This window comes from Erwinia persicina (genome assembly GCF_019844095.1).
Lineage (GTDB): Bacteria > Pseudomonadota > Gammaproteobacteria > Enterobacterales > Enterobacteriaceae > Erwinia > Erwinia persicina.
Genome location: NZ_CP082141.1, coordinates 195,152 through 212,687, shown reverse-complemented (window position 1 = coordinate 212,687; position 17,536 = coordinate 195,152). Strand labels below are relative to the sequence as shown.

The following is a 17,536-nucleotide window of genomic DNA, read 5'->3' as shown; positions in this document are numbered from 1 at the left end:
CGCACCTCTCTCCAAAGAGCCTGATAGCAGTACCCTGGCTGTGCAGTCAGCAGCCCACCCGGAGCACCGGCTGATGCGTCGGGTCTGGGGCATCATCGTCGCGCCGCCGCTGTACCGGGTGCCGCTCAGATGCTCCCCCAGGCTTCACGCTGACGCCCGTGCTCCGTGGTGCACCTTAAATGAAGGAGAAAAGATGTTCAGACATATCACCATACGGAAAGGTCAAATCGCGTTGCTGTCAAAGAACGACGAATACCAACAGATTTTGCCGGCCGGGGAGCACCGACTCCGCGACTGGCGACGCCAGCTCAAAGTCGCGACCTTTGAGCTTCAACCGCCGCTGGACAGCGTGCTGGCCGACTACCTGCAGCAGTATCATCCCGAGTGGGTGAGCACGTTCTGCCAGACGGTCGCCGTGCCAGAAACCCACGTCGGGCTGCACTATAAAAACGACCAGCTGGTGGAGATCCTGCCGCCAGGTACGCGCCGCCTGTGGTGGCTGAACGGCGGCCCGCAGCGCGTCGAATTACTGTCGACCGATACGGTAGCAATCCCGGCGGCCCTCGTCGCCAGTCTGATGCAGCCCCAGCTCCGTCAGCACGTGGTCACCGGCAATGCTGGCGTCCTGCTGGTGCAGGTGCCGGCCTGGCATGTGGGTATCCTGAAGGTCGACGGCATGCCGCAGGCACTGTTGTCGCCTGGCGCCAGCGGCTACTGGCGCTTTAACCATCAGGTCGACGTGGAGGTGGTGGATACCCGCGTACAGGCGCTGGAAGTCAGCGGCCAGGAGATCCTGACGCGTGATAAAGTCAGCCTGCGCATCAACCTGGCGGCTAACTGGCGGTACAGCGATGTGATGAGCGCGTATGCGCAGCTGACCAAACCGCTGGAATACCTCTACCGTGAGCTGCAGTTTGCGCTGCGTGAGGCCGTGGGCACGCGCAGCCTGGATGAACTGCTGGAAAACAAGCAGGCGATCGATGAGCTGGTGAGCACGCAGATCCGGCAGAATGTCGCGGCGTACGGCATGGAAGTGGCCTCCCTCGGGGTGAAAGACATCATCCTGCCGGGTGAGATGAAGACCATACTGACCCGCCTGGTGGAGGCGGAAAAGTCCGCCCAGGCTAACGTGATCCGCCGGCGTGAAGAGACGGCCGCCACCCGATCGCTGCTGAACACGGCCAAAGTGATGGAAAACAACCCGGTCGCACTGCGCCTGAAAGAGCTGGAAACCCTGGAAAGGGTGGCAGAACGCATTGATAAGATTTCCGTTTTCGGCGGCCTGGATCAGGTGCTGAACGGACTGGTACAGATAAAAGGACAGTGACCATGAGCATGCAACAGCTGACCGCGCCAGGCGCGGCCGTCATAAAAATGTGGACCGAAGGCGTGCCGGTGGACGTGAAAGCCCAGCAGCAGCTGCTGAATACGGCACGGATGCCGTTTATCTATAAACATCTGGCGGTGATGCCGGATGTGCACGTTGGCAAAGGTTCGACCATCGGCAGTGTCATCCCGACGAAAGGGGCCATTATCCCGGCGGCAGTGGGCGTGGATATTGGCTGCGGCATGATCGCGGTGCGCACCTCGCTGCTGGCCAGCGATCTGCCGGATAACCTGCTGGGTATCCGCACGGCGATTGAACGCGCGGTGCCACACGGCCGCAGTACGGGCCGCGCCCGTCACGATCGGGGGGCGTGGCAGTCGCCGCCGCAGGCGGTAGACAGCCACTGGCAGGTGCTGGCAGCGGGGTTTAAACGCATTACCGACAAATACCCGGCGCTGCTGAAAACCAACCACTATCACCACCTCGGCACGCTGGGCACCGGTAACCACTTTATTGAGCTGTGTCTGGATGAAGCCCAGCGGGTGTGGGTGATGCTGCACAGTGGTTCCCGTGGGGTCGGCAATGCCATCGGCAACCTGTTTATTACCCTCGCCCGTGAGGACATGCGCCAGCACATCGCCAATCTGCCGGATCGCGATCTGGCCTATTTCAGCGAAGGCAGCCAGCACTTTGCCGACTACCTGGAGGCGGTGGAATGGGCGCAGGAATTTGCCCGGCATAACCGCCAGGTGATGATGCAACAGACACTGACGGCACTGGCTCAGGCCCTGCCGAAGGCGTTTATCGCTGAAGAGCAGGCGGTTAACTGCCACCACAACTATGTGCAGCGTGAACAGCACTTTGGTGAAGAGGTGCTGATCACCCGCAAAGGCGCGGTGTCGGCACGGAAAGGTGAAATGGGGATTATTCCCGGCTCAATGGGTGCCAAAAGCTTTATCGTGCGCGGACTGGGCAATGAAGAGAGTTTCTGTTCGTGCAGCCATGGTGCCGGGCGGGTGATGAGCCGTACCGAAGCCAAAAGCCGCTTCACGATCGCCGACCAGCAGCGCGCCACGGCACACGTGGAGTGCCGCAAAGACAGCAACGTCATCGATGAAATCCCGATGGCTTATAAAGATATTGATGCGGTGATGGCTGCCCAGGCGTCACTGGTGGAAATAGTGCATACGCTGCGTCAGGTGGTGTGTGTAAAAGGATAAGGAACAGGAAATGAGAACGGAAGAAGCCGTCAGCCCGGCCATGCGGGAACGGGTGCTGGCGGCATTAAACGCGATTGAAGCCCGCCACAATGTGCGCGTGCTGTATGCCTGCGAATCCGGCAGCCGGGGCTGGGGATTTGCCTCCCCCGACAGTGACTACGATGTGCGCTTTATCTATGTGCATCAACCCGAGTGGTATCTGCGCGTCGAGCCACCGCGCGATGTGATCGAACTGCCGATCGACAGTGAGCTGGACGTCTGCGGCTGGGAGCTGCGTAAAACGCTGGGGCTGCTGAAAGCGGCCAACCCGACGCTGATGGAGTGGCTGGATTCGCCGCTGGTCTACCGCCAGCACCCGGATACGGTGCAGGCATTACGCAGTCTGGTGCCGGACTTCTTCAGCGATCTGCGGGCGCGCTATCACTACCTGTCGATGGCGAAGAAGAATTTTCGTGGCTATTTACAGGGCGAACAGGTACGGCTGAAAAAGTATTTCTACGTGCTGCGTCCGCTGCTGGCAGTGCTGTGGATTGAAGCCGGGAGAGGCGCTCCGCCGATGCGTTTTGACCGGCTGATGGCAGAAACAGTCAGCGATCCGCTGCTGCGGGCGGAGATTGACGCTCTGCTGGTGAGTAAGCGCCAGGCGGGCGAAGCGGAGATCGGCCCGCGCCGCGAGCACATCCATGCCTTTATTGAACATCAGCTGGCCCGGCAGGATCGCCCGCCGCTATCCGATGCGCCGCGCCGCGATGCCAGCGCCCTGAACCGCCTGCTGATGCAGACCGTGCTGACACCGTAATACCATAAGGCACAGGGTTCGCTCTGTGCCTTCCCCTATCACAATCATAGACGCAACCTTTGCGGCTTTTCCCCTTGTGGCGTTACACTCTACGCCAGCTGATTTAACTCAATCAGGGTCTGTCCAGACCGGCGTCATCGTTGCAGCCAGTTTGGACAGACTCTCACTTAAACGGAAGACTCGATGACCAGACATTATGACTACCTTGCTATCGGCGGCGGCAGCGGCGGAATCGCCTCCATTAACCGTGCAGCCATGCACGGACAGAAATGTGCGCTGATCGAAGCGAAAGAACTGGGCGGCACCTGCGTTAACGTTGGTTGCGTGCCGAAGAAAGTGATGTGGCATGCGGCCCAGATTGCTGAAGCGATCCATAACTACGGCCCGGATTACGGCTTCGATACCACCGTTAACCAGTTCAACTGGGACGTGCTGCTGAAAAACCGCAGCGCCTATATCGACCGTATTCACACCTCTTACGACAACGTGCTGGGCAAGAATAACGTTGACGTGATCAAAGGTTATGCCCGTTTCGTTGACGCACACACCGTGGAAGTTAACGGCGAGAAAATTACCGCCGACCATATTCTTATTGCTACCGGCGGTCGCCCAACCCAGCCGACCATTCCGGGTGCGGAGCATGGTATTAACTCCGATGGCTTCTTTGAACTGCAGGCCCTGCCAAAACGTACGGCGGTCGTCGGTGCCGGTTATATTGCCGTGGAGATTGCCGGCGTATTGAATGCGCTGGGTTCTGAAACCCACCTTTACGTGCGTAAACATGCCCCGCTGCGCAGCTTCGATCCGCTGATCGTCGACACGCTGGTGGAAGTGATGAACACCGAAGGCCCGACGCTGCACACCGAATCGATCCCGAAAGCGGTAGTGAAAAATGCCGATGGCAGCCTGACCTTACAGCTGGAAAACGGCAAAGAGCAGACGGTAGACTGCCTGGTGTGGGCAATTGGCCGTGAGCCGATGACCGACAACCTGAACCTGGACGTCACCGGCGTCAAACTGAATGAAAAGGGCTACATCAGCGTCGATAAATACCAGAACACCAACGTTAAAGGTATTTACGCCGTCGGTGATAACACCGGCGCCGTTGAGCTGACCCCGGTGGCTGTCGCCGCAGGCCGTCGCCTGTCCGAGCGCCTGTTTAACAACAAACCGGACGAGCATCTGGATTACAGCAACGTCCCCACCGTGGTCTTCAGCCATCCGCCGATCGGTACGGTAGGCCTGAGCGAGCCGGAAGCGCGTGAGAAGTTTGGTGATGACCAGGTGAAAGTCTACAAATCGTCATTCACCGCCATGTACACCGCCGTCACACAGCATCGCCAGCCGTGCCGCATGAAGCTGGTGTGCGTGGGTGCCGATGAGAAAATCGTCGGGATCCACGGTATCGGCTACGGCATGGACGAGATGCTGCAGGGCTTCGCCGTGGCGCTGAAAATGGGCGCGACCAAGAAAGACTTCGACAATACCGTGGCGATTCACCCGACCGGCTCAGAAGAGTTTGTCACCATGCGTTAATGAACGCTGGCAGAGAACGTTAGCCTGCACCACGATAAAAGAGCCCTTTCCAGGCCGGATAGTAAACTATCCGGCCTTTTTACGTTCATTCATCAGACAGGATAAAAAATGGGAGATAAATAAAAAAACCATTAATAAATAACAAAAGTTTAGTTTTAAACTGGTTTTTTCTGTTTAACGAAGCCATGAAGGATCCCGAAGAATATTCATTCAAAGACTTTTTATCAGGCACAGAAGCACATCAATTTTAGTCATGATGAAATAGACAGGCGAGTGTAACGGAATTAGAGCACGTCTTTCACTGAATGAGCCAGCAGACAGCGAGAAAAAATGGGCTGAGGTTAAGTGAGCGCCGACAAGATTCACAACAATTCATACCCTCTTTTTCACGCATCCCTTAAGCACATCTAACTTCTTGTTTTTAGATAATTTTAATTTATTGACGTAATTAATGAGTTGTTATTATTTATCAATTAAGGAAAATTGATTTTTTTAGAGCGCTGTTATGACTATTCTCCCATCACTGAATTAAAGTGTCAGGAGGGACCAGCACGTTTAAAAACAGCATCAAAAACCCCATTATACCGAAATAAAAATTATTAGTGTTTTATACTAATCTTTTTGCTACGGAAACAGCAAAAAAAAGATAAAAGGAGAAGGCGAAATGAAAAGGATTTTGATAATCATCGAGTACTTTTACACTTATATTTATCTTAGATATGTTTCTGATAAGTACTTACCCGATTATAAGCTGAAAAAAATCAATCTCGTGACAAGTATAAAAAGCACTGAACATACCCTGGCAATAACCATTAATATCAATGCGTTAATCCTGAAATGTTTGTTTCTAAATAGCCATGCCAACATACCGGTATCCAACAGAATCATGAGTGGCGAGAATCATCCTCTTCAACAGAGAAATACCGCATGGTATCCGCAAGGGAGATTGAGATCATATGGCTGCTCTCCCAAGATTACAGCCTGCGATGTTATTAAAAATAAAAGAAAACAACATGACCACAATAAGCCACTATAAATTCAGCTTCTTTAGGAAACCAGGCATCAAAACAGCCTAAAGTATTATTGCGGCCCACTGGCGGGATAGTGACTGACAATCGAAACAAAAACCGCTTAGGAAATCATTTAACGGGGGAATTAATGCTCGTTAAATCAAGAAGTTGATTTTTGGCCATCTCTCTCCCGGGGGTTAGTCACAGGCAGAAAAACGTCCTGCTCCCTTAAAAGCTATCAATACAAGAATGATTTTTTTCCAATTCCTCTCGGATATAAACAGAAACATCCGGCTAGCTATTAAAAATAGTGCAAAAACAGACTAATAGCATACAGAAAATAAACTTTTAGAAATTTTATTCATAAAGTGCTGTGTTCATTTATGAAATATGAACATCAGCAATCGGCATCACTTCACCAGGAGAAAAAAGAAAAACAGCTTATAGCGTAAAACAACAATAAATATTGTTAATCCCGGCTTTGCGCTACGTTAAGTAGTGACATAAAAAGGGTGGATCTTGTTATTTACCTCCAGGAATCCGCTCAGAAATAAAAGATATATTTATTAATAACCTTAAATACTGTAGAGGTAATAACATGCACAATCATTACATCATAAATAACTGGATAGAATTCCATCCTGCTAAAAGCATTTTACGTCGTTTAGATACGCCTGAAAATGTTGTGATTCTCAACTCCCCCGCCAGTCGTTGTTTCTTACTACTGATAAAAAAAGTCGGAATTATTGTTAGTCAGCAAGAATTCATGGATGAAGTTTGGGTTAAAAATGGAGTACATGTTTCACCGAACACTTTCTATCAAAATATCTCTATCCTCAGAAAAGGGTTAAAAAAAATAGGCTTTGAAGAAGAGCTCATCGTCACCATCCCACGGATAGGGATTACTCTGTCAAATGATTGTCACATTACTAAGCTGGCGACAGAGCAACTCATTGATATCAATCAACATAACGTAGAAGTCATCACGGAAACACATATCACTACAGAGGATGAGATCGATATTAAAAATGAACTCGAATCAACAACACCGTCATCTGAGAGTCGCCCATCGTTCATATCTGCAAAATCCCTGAATAATAACAACCCTGCAGAGCAGTCTGGTTACAGCATTTTTTATCAGCGATATTTACCTCTTTTTATCCTTATCTCAGGATTAGGAATACTTTCAATGATGTCCTATATGGTAGTTAAAAAACTGACACCTATAGAGTATCTGCAAGAGTACATTCCTGTTTCAGGCCCACCGGCGTGTAATGTTTATGTCTCACCGGATATCGTTTTTGGAAAAATTCAGGATAAAACACTACGTTATGCAGAACCTTTTTACAGTGCCTGTAATAACTATCCGTGGATTTATATTGATGCTCTTCCTCAGTTGCCAAGAGTCTCAGTGCTGCGCTGCTCAAGAAAAAAGGGTGATCACAGCCTGTGCATTTCAGATTACTTTATTTTGGGTAATTAAAATATGTATAAAATATTATTAATAATGAGTATAGCCTTTATTATCATATTAACTTCGATAACTTCTTTTTTACTCCTGAAGGAAACACGCAGTCCGACAACATTCACCTGTTTAATAAATCTCGTGCAACATAATTCAGCATCCACGTCAAATCTACTGATAAATTACACATTTGAAAAAAAGGAAGGTTATATCGGCATAGACGGAAACATTAAAATGAATGATGGTCGTGAACAGGAAATCTCGCGCAGAATATTTTTCACCTTCAATCATAATGGGGAAAGTTACTTTCTTCACTCTATAAAAAACATCAAATTCCCTACAGACAATACTGATGAAAACGATATTAAAAAACTCTTTCCTCGTTTTTTCCTGGAATCCAATAAAGACATCTATCTAAAAATAAAAAAACAGAATAATGGTCAGTATCTTTTTTTCATCGATCCCATTACCACTTACCTTTGTAAGGGAAACTGAAAATAGCAAAAAATCGGATGCAAGGCAGAATAAACCAGCCTAATCTGGATAATTGTTCTCCTTGCTATCCATTAAAAATCATCTCACAGGAAAATTTATATACCGAAGAGCATGACTAGAAAGAAAGAAAACGTTGGCGCGCACGCTCCAGCGGAGCCAGTAACAAAACAACAAGAGGACGTTTATCAAGAACGATATCCGCATTAAGCGTCATTCCCCCCAGCAGCATTCTTTTCCGTTTTCCCGAGTCAGTGAAAAAAGGAGGTAATTGAACCCGTGCAAGATAATATGTTTTACCTTGTGGTAGTGGAACAAGCAATGACCGCGTATCAATGGTGATCGGAACGAAATCTTCCAGTGTCGTAGTGACAGTTCCGTACTTATCAACAGGCCAGGCATCGAAACGAATTTTTACTTTATCGCCGGCGTTGATCCGTCCCGCACCATCAGAAGGGATATAAATATATCCTTCCAGCGGGCTGCTGGTATCATGGCGGATCACCACCACTACTTCCGTATCCTGTGTGACGGCCTTACCTGGTGGGAAGTTGATCGCCACCACATATCCATCAGTCGGGGCCAGCATAGTCAGCGACTTACTTCCCTGAGTCGCAAGGGTACGTTCAATCTCACTGTTACGATTATCGAGATAGAGTGACTGCGTTTTAAGATCATCTATCTGATACTGTGTATTATCACGAATTGAACTTTTATTACTTTGCAGCTGTAAAAGATTTGACTCTTCAAGTTTGAGATTAAGCTGGGCATTCAGAACGTCGTTCCTGCGTATATTCAAATCATTTTTAGAGACATAGCCCTTTTTCTCAATTAACGCGTAAGAGCCCAGGGTTTCCTGCGTATTCGCGACCAATTCTTTCGCCTTATTTATTTTAATAGATGATGCGCTAATCTGATCGTCAATAATCGCCAGCTGCCGGGTCAGGTTTCTTTTAAGGTTGTCGACTGAGCTGGTCATATTACGCATCCGGTCATTATTCCGTTTTATCTCCGAGAGGTAATGCGCAGCTTCATATTCAATCACAGACCCTTCTTTCCCGCCGTAATCCCGTGAAAGGCTGAAGAGTATCTGATTGGCTTTCACATACTGCCCCTCTTTAATCGGGATATTCATAATGGTTCCGGAGGCTTTCGCGCGTACCTGCACATCCCCTTTGGCATTGATCACCACGCCCTGGGCCAGCGTAGTTTCAGAGTATTCAACGACACAACAATAGATAATCAGACACAAAAAAAATAAAGCAAACATCATCAGGGCCAGTTTTAAACCCGGGAGATTAATATTATAAACCCGTGCATACTGCCGTTTCGCCAGTTTAGCTGCAGGGTTGGTACGTCGCTTGATAAACAACATGGGATTACCCGTGTAAAAGAACAGAAATATCGTCCCACTGCCCCCAGTACGTAGGGAAGCGGCATAACTGCTGGAAATTGGCTGCGACAGCGTCTTCCCATGCATCCGGTGCATAGCGCTGCCCGATGACCCGGAAAGAGGGGGTGTCAGGCATTCCGACAGGAATTAACGTTTGAATCTCCATATGCAGGCGAGTGAGGGTATGCGGGAACACTGCCGTGACCCGCAGGCGGTTGCCATTAAGCAGAAAAGGCATTAAAGGAGACTCAGGCAAACGCTCATCAATAAAAACAAATACGGCCAGCGGGCGGTGAGACAGCAGACTGTTATCCCGGCAGCGACGTAGCGTTGCTAACCGTCGATAGAGGGGATCCTGAGAAATAAATAGAAAATCCATCGCCTCTGGCGCTGATTGTATAAGCGAGGCCAGTACCAACGGCAGGCCATTCCATCTCAACAGCGGCACCAGGGTACGCTGTTGGTAGAGGTACTCTGTGGCCCATTTGTTAATCTCATCACGCCCCACCGGACTCATCACCCGTAACCAGCTTTGTGGTGGCAAACTCCGCAGGGTTACCATCAGCCGAAGACGCTGTTGAAGATTCTGTATAAAAATCTCTTCATCAAAGGTCCCCTCAGGCTGGCGCATAAACTGCAAATAGTTCTGCTCGAAGCGTTCTGCAATGTGATGCTTACACGCTCTTTTGGCCATCCAGTGGCATATAAAACCCGGGATCATGATGTCTGCCCCTCAGGGTTAGCCAGAATGATGCCGTTTTCTAACTCAACCAGCTGCCCGCCCTGATAAACAACTTCCGGAGAATGGGTGACAAAAACCAAACCGATACCCAGCGCTCTCAGGTTGGTCAGAACCTTGCTGGCAGTCTGTTTATCCAGATTAGCCGTCACCTCATCGCACAATAGCCAGTCAGGGCGGGCATACAGTGCGCGTGCCAGCACCAGACGCTGAACTTCACCGGCGGAAAATAGCGGATTACCCGGAATAAAGTTCGTTTCATACCCATGTGGAAGTGCGGCGATCACACGGTGAATCTGCGCCAGTTTGCATGCAGCGATGACCTCTTTCAGGTCGACTTCAAGAGAGAAACCTGAAATATTCTCAATTAAGCTACCGGTAAAAAGCTGGTCATCCGCGTGGATAATACGGATATGCTGGCGCAGTTCCGCCAAATCATAGGACGTAAGGGGGTACTGGTTAAGTCTGATTTCTCCGCTGCCAGGCTGCAAAACTCCGGACAACAGGCGCAGCAGCGTCGTTTTACCTGACCCACTTTGGCCGACAATGACCGTTTCCTGCGAGGTGCTCAATGTCAGGCTGATGTTTTTCAAAATCGCGGCTTTGCCGGGCCAGGAAAAAGACACGTTATCCAGCGTCAGAACGCGTGGCACTTCAATTTTCCGGTCGCCAAAATCATCCTCATCAGCCTGGTAGCTCACGAGATCTGCGATGCGTTCCAGAGGACCTTTAAGGGCATTTTTTTCAAGATATTTATGGGCGAGTTGCACCATCGCATCAGAAAAATAGCGCTTATAGCTCAGGTAGGCCACAAGCATCCCGATAGACATCTGACCCTGTAAAATCGCCCAGGCCCCCATGCAGACCACAATCAGCTGCTCTGCATTAATGACAAACACCGAGGCCGTATCAAAGCGGGCTAACAGACGTTCCTGATGCATCAGCCCGCTGATGTGATTGCGCATGGCCCTGTCAATGACGCTATTCATATTACTAAGCATATTGTTAGCTTTGAGCGTGACGATCCCTTTCTGGGTTTCAACCAGCAAAGACTCGTATTCAGCCGTTTTGGTGATGGCATTGTCCACCGCACGCTGATAAGGCCTAATCAGCACAAAACGAATAACCAGGAAAACCGTCATGGAGAGTAACGTGACCAGCGCGATTTTAACGCTGTAAAACATCATAAAAATCAGACTGAAGATGCTTATCAGTAAAGAATAGGCCATCGCCACATAGCCGTTGCTGATAAATTCTGCGCAACTATGCAGTGATTTCTCAATGGCGAGAATGACGCCTACCGGGCGCGTACGAAACCAGCTGGTATGCGCGCGCAGTAAATAACCTCGAATTGACTGACTCAGCTCATCATAGGCAAAGTTACGCAAGCAAATTTCTAATATCTGCTTTAAAAAACGGTTCACTACATCAAATATATAGACAATAGCAAAAATACAAGTCAGTAGAATAACCAGGTCATAATCGCTGCGTGATATCGCTTCATCCAGCACTAACTGAAAATAGGATGGAGATACCAGCATAATCAGTAATGCAAACAAGGAAAAAATAAACAGTGTGATCTGACGCTTCACCCGATGCGTGATGTTACTGGCTAACTGATTAAGAGAAAAAGAAGCATCTGCTGACTGCCGGGTGAAGCTGGCTGCCGGCTGCAGTTCAAGAACATAACCGGAGAACAGGACTTCGGCTTCTTTGTACTTATAGCGGCGGAGCCCGCTTGCAGGATCGTGGATTGTAATGCCGCGATCGTTTACGCCTACCACCACGACAAAATGATTACCACGCCAGAAAGCGATAGCGGGAAGATTAACCTGCTTCAGCTCAGTGACTTTTCCCTGAAGCAATCGTCCTTCTAACCCCTTTTCCCTCGACCACTTTAATAATGAAGACAGTGAGGTGCCCGAATCTTCAGATACCTCATACTCACGCCGGAGCTGGCTTATTGATGTATTATAGCCATAATACCCTAAAACCATTGCCAGACAGGCAAGACCGCATTCAGTATATTCATGCTGCCGAATGACCGGCGTTTTCTCAGTGGTGTGAAAACGAAATAAAGATGACATGTCACCCCAGTAATTGGTTAAGAAAAAATGGCCCTCATCCGGGGCCATTTATTCATTTCAATAATAACTTTAAGCAGACAGCACGCCGGTAATAAATCCGCCAATTAATCCTAACGCCCCGCCGAGTACGCCACCCAGTGGGCCGAGCAGGCTGTCGCCCATAGCTTTCCCGGTCTGCGCTCCAGCAATGGCCTGTCCAGCAGGATCCCAACCACCAACGATCTCATCTGCAACTTTCATTTCAACAGTGTTCATTTTAACTCCTGATAAATTCTCTACACCGTGAGCAAGATAATGAATGCAACGGTTAAATAGGGAAACGATGCTTGACGTTATTTAACAGTACCGACAAAGCCGCCGACGAAACCGAGCACGCCACCGGTGACCACTCCGACTAAGCCGCCCAGCAGCCCCATGATACTGGCCCCGGCGTTATAACCCGCTGTCGCGCCTTTTGTCATTGCTTCAATCGGGTTGAGGGCCCCACCGACGATTTCACTTGCTGCAGTTAGACTGATAGATTTCATATTAACTTCCTTATTTTACTTTTGTTATATCTTCACCTTACGATCAATGAAGACACGATGCCCTCAGGGAGATCCCCAGAGCAATTCACTTTAAAGATGGCAACGAGACAGGGTGATGATTTTATTTTTATATAAGATAACGCGATTTTCGACTGTCATTTCATCACTCAGGGAGAGATGTTCACCCGGTGCAATGAATTTAGAATGTGAATACTTTTTTTCGCAATTTTTAGATGACATATATTTAAAAAAAGTATTCCCTGAATTAATCAACTCACCACTGCTCATCTGATAGTTAAAATTCTCGTTTGCTGGACGGACAACCATAATAGCCTCCACCGCGACCCGATAATCATAAAGTAATGCATTGCGATTGGTGGGCAGTGTATCAACTCCCACCGGAGTTTCAATTATCTTAACCCTGAAATATCGCTCTTTAGCATCTAAAGACCCTTTATAATAAAACTTAAAGCCGCTTTTATCTTGTGAATTAAGAACTAATTTCTGTGGTGAATACAGTAAATCACCATCACTTATCACCGTTTCTTTACTGTTCTCTTTAGGGAGACTAACTTGAACCATACTGATAGTATAAACTTTCTTGCCGGGAGTCTGATTGATGATCTCTTCATAGTGAACCCCTTTTTTGGGTTCTAATTCCATGTTGAGATTTTTAAGGAATAAAGCTGAAGCGGTATGTGAAGTGAATAACAAACCGACAATCAGACTTTTACCCAGGCCCCTCAGTTCCATGACGCGGATACTTCAATCGATCCCTGCGCACTCACCACACCATCCCAGTATCCACCGGCATAGGTTTTAGCAGACACAGGATTGTTCATAGGGAACTGCAATATCAGCGGTGTTTTCCAGACGGAAAGATCGGCAGAAAGCGGGCTCATCAGCCTCATCCATTCTCCCGGGCTGGTTGAGGGCGCAGGGATATCGAAGCTCGTGCCAGTACAGTTGTGGTTGTAACGGGTGCGGGATAATCCAATCAGGACATCGCCAGGTACGGGAACTTCAAGTCCGGAGACACCACCTACGCCACTAAAAAGGCAGTAATCCTGACCATTTAACGGTTTACCCGGGCCCGTAATACGCCCCGTGACAGCAATGGCAGGGTCTTTAGAGGTCGTATAAATGGAGTAAGGAATGGTAATAGGCTCACTGCTGCCAATCTTGCCTTTCCCTGTCCCACCATATCCTGTTGGATCCAGCGCGTAGTCTGGATTATCAGGCTTGATCTCGATACTCGGTTCCACTGGGCTAACAGAGATGCCCTTACCCGGACGAAAACAAAAATCGGCACCAATCGATGCCAGAGGGTTATTCAGGCACAGGGTGACAATATCAGTTAAGTTACTGGCTTCGCCCTTAAGCGCGACAGCTTTAATAAAGTCTGTGGGGAAAAACATCTTCAGGCTGGCTTGCCCCCCCTCTTTCGAGGGCTGCTGAAGGAAGGTGTCGGCAAACGTCGCAGGAGTGCCGAGCGATCCGTTAGATAAGTCGTACCATGTCCTTTCATCAAAGGTTAACGATACCGTCAGGCCTTTCCCCTGAAACCCGTCTAATAAAGGATTCAATTTAGAAACGGAAAGCGACAGAGAGCCACTGTAGGCAGCCACCGAACTTCCCTGATAGCTGTACTTCATCACATCGCAGAGCAATCCTCTCAGCGCAATGTGCTGATAGGGGGTGCATCTCTGGCCTGTGATGCCACTTTTAATGTTTATTTCACCGGTAATGGGGTCAACAGCAAATTCAAGATGTGCTGAGTTGTCCAGATTATAATTACCCAACTTTTGCAGAACGTTATTCTGCGTCGAAGCCAGTACTGTCCCCCCTTTTGTGTAGGCTGATGTCGTCACCGTCTCTGATTGCCCTGCCCCCATTGCCAGCAAATAATCGACTAAAGAGGCACTCATCGTTAAACCAACGAACCCAAAGGACCCCGAGGTGGGATTATAAGGAAGTGTCATTTCACTATTGCTGACACTGATGGGGTCTTTATACCCGGTACTGCAAGTGGGACAGAACATCCCTCTAAATGCAGTATTATTAAAACCTGAGAATTTATACTTCCAGGTGACGTCATCCGTCGAACTTCCGAGCCCGGACTGAGAGGGTGTGACAGGGACATAGGTCGCCACAGTTCGGTTACCGTTGTCACTCAGAGAGGGGTACTCATACGAACCCATTGCCAGTTCCGCACCACCGCTGTTGATGCTGAATACAGCGCCTGTATTAGCGCCTCCCAACGAGTTATCGTTGTGGAAAGTGATAAAAGGAAGAGTTACATCAGCATGGGCGGCGGCACTGAATATCAGGGCACTAAGAGCCAGTCGTTTCATGATTTTTCGCTCCTTGACGCGATGACTGTTGCCAGACATAGTTATTCCGATCGCATTTCACATCGCCGATCCACACGGCTCCGTCACTCTGCGTAATATTAAGTTGCAGAGAGCAGAGGCTGTCATCCTTTGTCGCAATACTCAGCTGAGGATTATTGAGGTCGACATCAATGACAAAGCGTCCATCGTCCCCCGTCCGTGCAATACCTATTTTATTTTTCAACTGACGGTTGACCGCGACAGATCCATCACTATTGATTAACCGGCCGAATACGGTGACCACTCTTTTAACTTTGGGCTGGAGATAAATCACATTGCCGGGATAAACAGAAACCGTTCGGCGTGCGCCTTCACTGATTTCATAACTTTCCATCGTATTAGCATTATTCATCAACTCCATACGGTAGCGGGCATAAGGAGGTAAAGAAATATAGTTACGATTTCCTTGTAAGAGCTGTTTTTTACCATCAATATCCAGGGTGAGCTTCTCTCCCCTTTGAAGTCCGGTATCAATTAATACACCTGCGCTCTCGCGCCCTTTACCCGCCCCGATATGCATCCCTGACCAGGCTACCGATCCCTGACTGGTTAATGTATTACTCCAGCCCCCGTCGTTATCCGTCTGATAACTTAATGCATTAGCGTTAAATGGTGTATCAAAGTCTACACTGGCCCCCCCGGTCATTTTGCGATCGACATCTCCGCTGAAGGAGCGGGAAACATTAGCAGAGACTGACTTCAGGTAATCCCCATCGAAATCGTGGGTGGCATCAATATTCATCGCTGTCCCGCTGTCTCTGGAGTGAGAAACCCCCAGCGAAATAGCATTACCAAACGGAATTGAGAAATCTAACATGGCATAAGTTTCCCGGTTACTCGATTTATTTAAGCCGTCATTATTATCGTAATAACCGATGCCAGTCCGTAGCCGAATCGACCCATAGCGCCCGGCGTAAAGACCTTGTGAATAATCGAGGCGACGTCGGTTATACCCGTAGATGGTATCTTTGTCCTGGGTCCAGGTTATAACGCCACCACTTGCCGCCCCTATAGAAGGCACATTTACAGATACACCCCAGTTACTGCCGCGATTTTCATAAAGCGAGATAAATTCACCACTGTGAAGCCGGTTGTAGTTGTACCAAATACTCCCTATACCGTAGGGGAGCCTTAGGGTGCTGCCGAAATTCGTTCGCCATGTCCCATCCGTAGCACTCATCGCCTGGGTATTAACCGACAACCAGTTTGTCAGCCTCGACGAAGCCCAAAGCTCTGCCAGAGCATGTTCACGCATCATATAGCTGGACATACTCCAGTCATAATTGCCTGAACTTTTTCCCGCTGAAAATCCCACCAGCGACATCATTTCCCGGTCATGTTCACCCTTTTTATCAATGTCGTGAGTGGTTCTGATATTGTATCGATGCTTATTACTGTAGATTTTGTTTCGATCGTAGGCCCCGCCCCAAAATTGCCAACGCAGGCTGTCACCCATACTGGAGGTAAAGGGTTTATTAATCTGGTAGGTACCGCTGGAAATGGTTCTGCTGCCGCTGATCACGTCGACCTGAATGCTATAAATGCCGAAGGGTAGCATCGACGTATCGATTTCATGGCTGCCGACAGAAAATCGTTGAATACTTAACAGGTTACCGTCTCTGCGTATTTGTGCTTCCCCCGCCGTTGGAAAGAAAGCAACCACTGGCGTCAATGAAAGGCTGCCATTTCGCTTACGGGAATTTGCCGCATTACCAATAGAAAAACCATACACTTCCCCCCCGGTGAGGGCACTGACAGAACCCACAGACTGCATATTCCAGCTGTCGAGCATGCCGGCGGCGGTTCTCAGGCCTTTGAAATCGCGCTCCCACAAGGCAGCATTAATCCGTCCACTGCTATCTTTGGAGAGACTGTTCCCGGTATAGAGTGAACCATCAAATTTCAGATGGTCCACGCCCAGAGACGTCGTCGAATTAAAGTTCAGATAACCGGAGTTGTTAGTACCACTGTGTGAACTTCGATTATTATAGCCCCCGAAGTCATAATTTATTGTTCCACTGGGTTTTTTACTCGTGGGATCGTCCAGATCGAACAGTCTTGGTGCGATTAACGTACCATATCCTTTTTCGCTCAAATTAAGAATAAGGCGCATTTGCTTTCCATCCAGGGTAAAATATCCTTCGTCTGAAACAGGCGCATGCAGTTTCTCATCAAAATGCTCTTCACTTATTTTTTTAATTTTAGCGATTAGCTCATCAGAGAGTTGAACTTTACTCTCATCTTCATTGTTGATAATCACATTACGTAGCACAAGTTTTTTATCCACAACATATAATGTGGCAACACCTATCTGAATATACTTTTCTTCTAATGATATATTTTCTCTATTGGGTTGCTTATTCTCAATCAATACAGGTAAATTTAGTCCGCTTTGCAACATGCCATAAAGTGCGGAAGGAAAGCGATAACCCGCTATCACATAAGACTCTTGTTTCAGACCCTCGGCGCTCACAAAAGAGAAGGGTATCGTCCACATAAGGAGACCAGAAAACACCAGTTTATTATTCACGGAATAACCTTTTTAAAC

Annotated in this window: 13 protein-coding genes; 5 read left to right on the top strand and 8 right to left on the bottom strand. The window is 48.5% G+C overall.

What is annotated here, in order from left to right; all coding sequences use genetic code 11:
• Positions 1-193 precede the first annotated feature (193 nt).
• The 5 genes from K6L24_RS00905 (at position 194) to K6L24_RS00885 (ending at position 7,375) form a co-directional block, all read left to right on the top strand.
• Entirely contained in the window at positions 194-1,327 is a 1,134-nt protein-coding gene (locus K6L24_RS00905) for a slipin family protein (protein WP_222681860.1), read from the top strand.
• Between the two features lie 2 nt (positions 1,328-1,329).
• Positions 1,330-2,547, top strand: a complete 1,218-nt coding sequence (locus tag K6L24_RS00900) for an RtcB family protein (protein WP_062748172.1) — start codon at positions 1,330-1,332, stop codon at positions 2,545-2,547.
• A gap of 10 nt (positions 2,548-2,557) precedes the next feature.
• Positions 2,558-3,346, top strand: coding sequence for a nucleotidyltransferase domain-containing protein (locus K6L24_RS00895; protein WP_062748170.1), 789 nt, complete (start codon positions 2,558-2,560; stop codon positions 3,344-3,346).
• Positions 3,347-3,529: 183 nt separating this feature from the next.
• Complete coding sequence (gene gorA, locus K6L24_RS00890; RefSeq protein ID WP_062748169.1) at positions 3,530-4,882, top strand: glutathione-disulfide reductase; 1,353 nt, start codon at positions 3,530-3,532, stop codon at positions 4,880-4,882.
• 1,608 nt (positions 4,883-6,490) lie between these two features.
• Positions 6,491-7,375 carry a winged helix-turn-helix domain-containing protein gene (locus K6L24_RS00885; RefSeq protein ID WP_137269213.1) on the top strand — a complete coding sequence of 295 codons (885 nt, stop codon included), beginning with the start codon at positions 6,491-6,493 and terminating at the stop codon, positions 7,373-7,375.
• Between the two features lie 592 nt (positions 7,376-7,967).
• Here K6L24_RS00885 and K6L24_RS00880 read toward each other — a convergent pair.
• From K6L24_RS00880 to K6L24_RS00845, 8 genes are all read right to left on the bottom strand, one after another.
• Entirely contained in the window at positions 7,968-9,224 is a 1,257-nt protein-coding gene (locus K6L24_RS00880) for an HlyD family secretion protein (protein ID WP_137269211.1), read from the bottom strand.
• Between the two features lie 4 nt (positions 9,225-9,228).
• Positions 9,229-9,963 (bottom strand): hypothetical protein, encoded by a 735-nt coding sequence (locus K6L24_RS00875; RefSeq protein WP_137269210.1) that lies wholly within the window; start codon positions 9,961-9,963, stop codon positions 9,229-9,231.
• Positions 9,960-12,068 carry a peptidase domain-containing ABC transporter gene (locus tag K6L24_RS00870; RefSeq protein ID WP_222681859.1) on the bottom strand — a complete coding sequence of 703 codons (2,109 nt, stop codon included), beginning with the start codon at positions 12,066-12,068 and terminating at the stop codon, positions 9,960-9,962. The genes K6L24_RS00875 and K6L24_RS00870 overlap by 4 nt, the downstream gene beginning before the upstream one ends.
• A 69-nt stretch (positions 12,069-12,137) precedes the next feature.
• Positions 12,138-12,323, bottom strand: a complete 186-nt coding sequence (locus K6L24_RS00865; RefSeq protein ID WP_137269208.1) for a hypothetical protein — start codon at positions 12,321-12,323, stop codon at positions 12,138-12,140.
• 77 nt (positions 12,324-12,400) lie between these two features.
• Positions 12,401-12,595 carry a hypothetical protein gene (locus tag K6L24_RS00860; protein WP_137269207.1) on the bottom strand — a complete coding sequence of 65 codons (195 nt, stop codon included), beginning with the start codon at positions 12,593-12,595 and terminating at the stop codon, positions 12,401-12,403.
• Positions 12,596-12,685: 90 nt separating this feature from the next.
• A complete protein-coding gene (locus K6L24_RS00855; protein WP_137269206.1) occupies positions 12,686-13,258 on the bottom strand; it encodes a hypothetical protein in 573 nt (190 codons plus the stop codon).
• Positions 13,259-13,338: 80 nt separating this feature from the next.
• On the bottom strand, positions 13,339-14,949 hold the full coding sequence (locus K6L24_RS00850; RefSeq protein ID WP_222681858.1) for a receptor: 1,611 nt from the start codon (positions 14,947-14,949) through the stop codon (positions 13,339-13,341).
• On the bottom strand, positions 14,930-17,518 hold the full coding sequence (locus K6L24_RS00845) for a CS1-pili formation C-terminal domain-containing protein (RefSeq protein ID WP_222681857.1): 2,589 nt from the start codon (positions 17,516-17,518) through the stop codon (positions 14,930-14,932). The genes K6L24_RS00850 and K6L24_RS00845 overlap by 20 nt, the downstream gene beginning before the upstream one ends.
• Between the last annotated feature and the right edge of the window lie 18 nt (positions 17,519-17,536).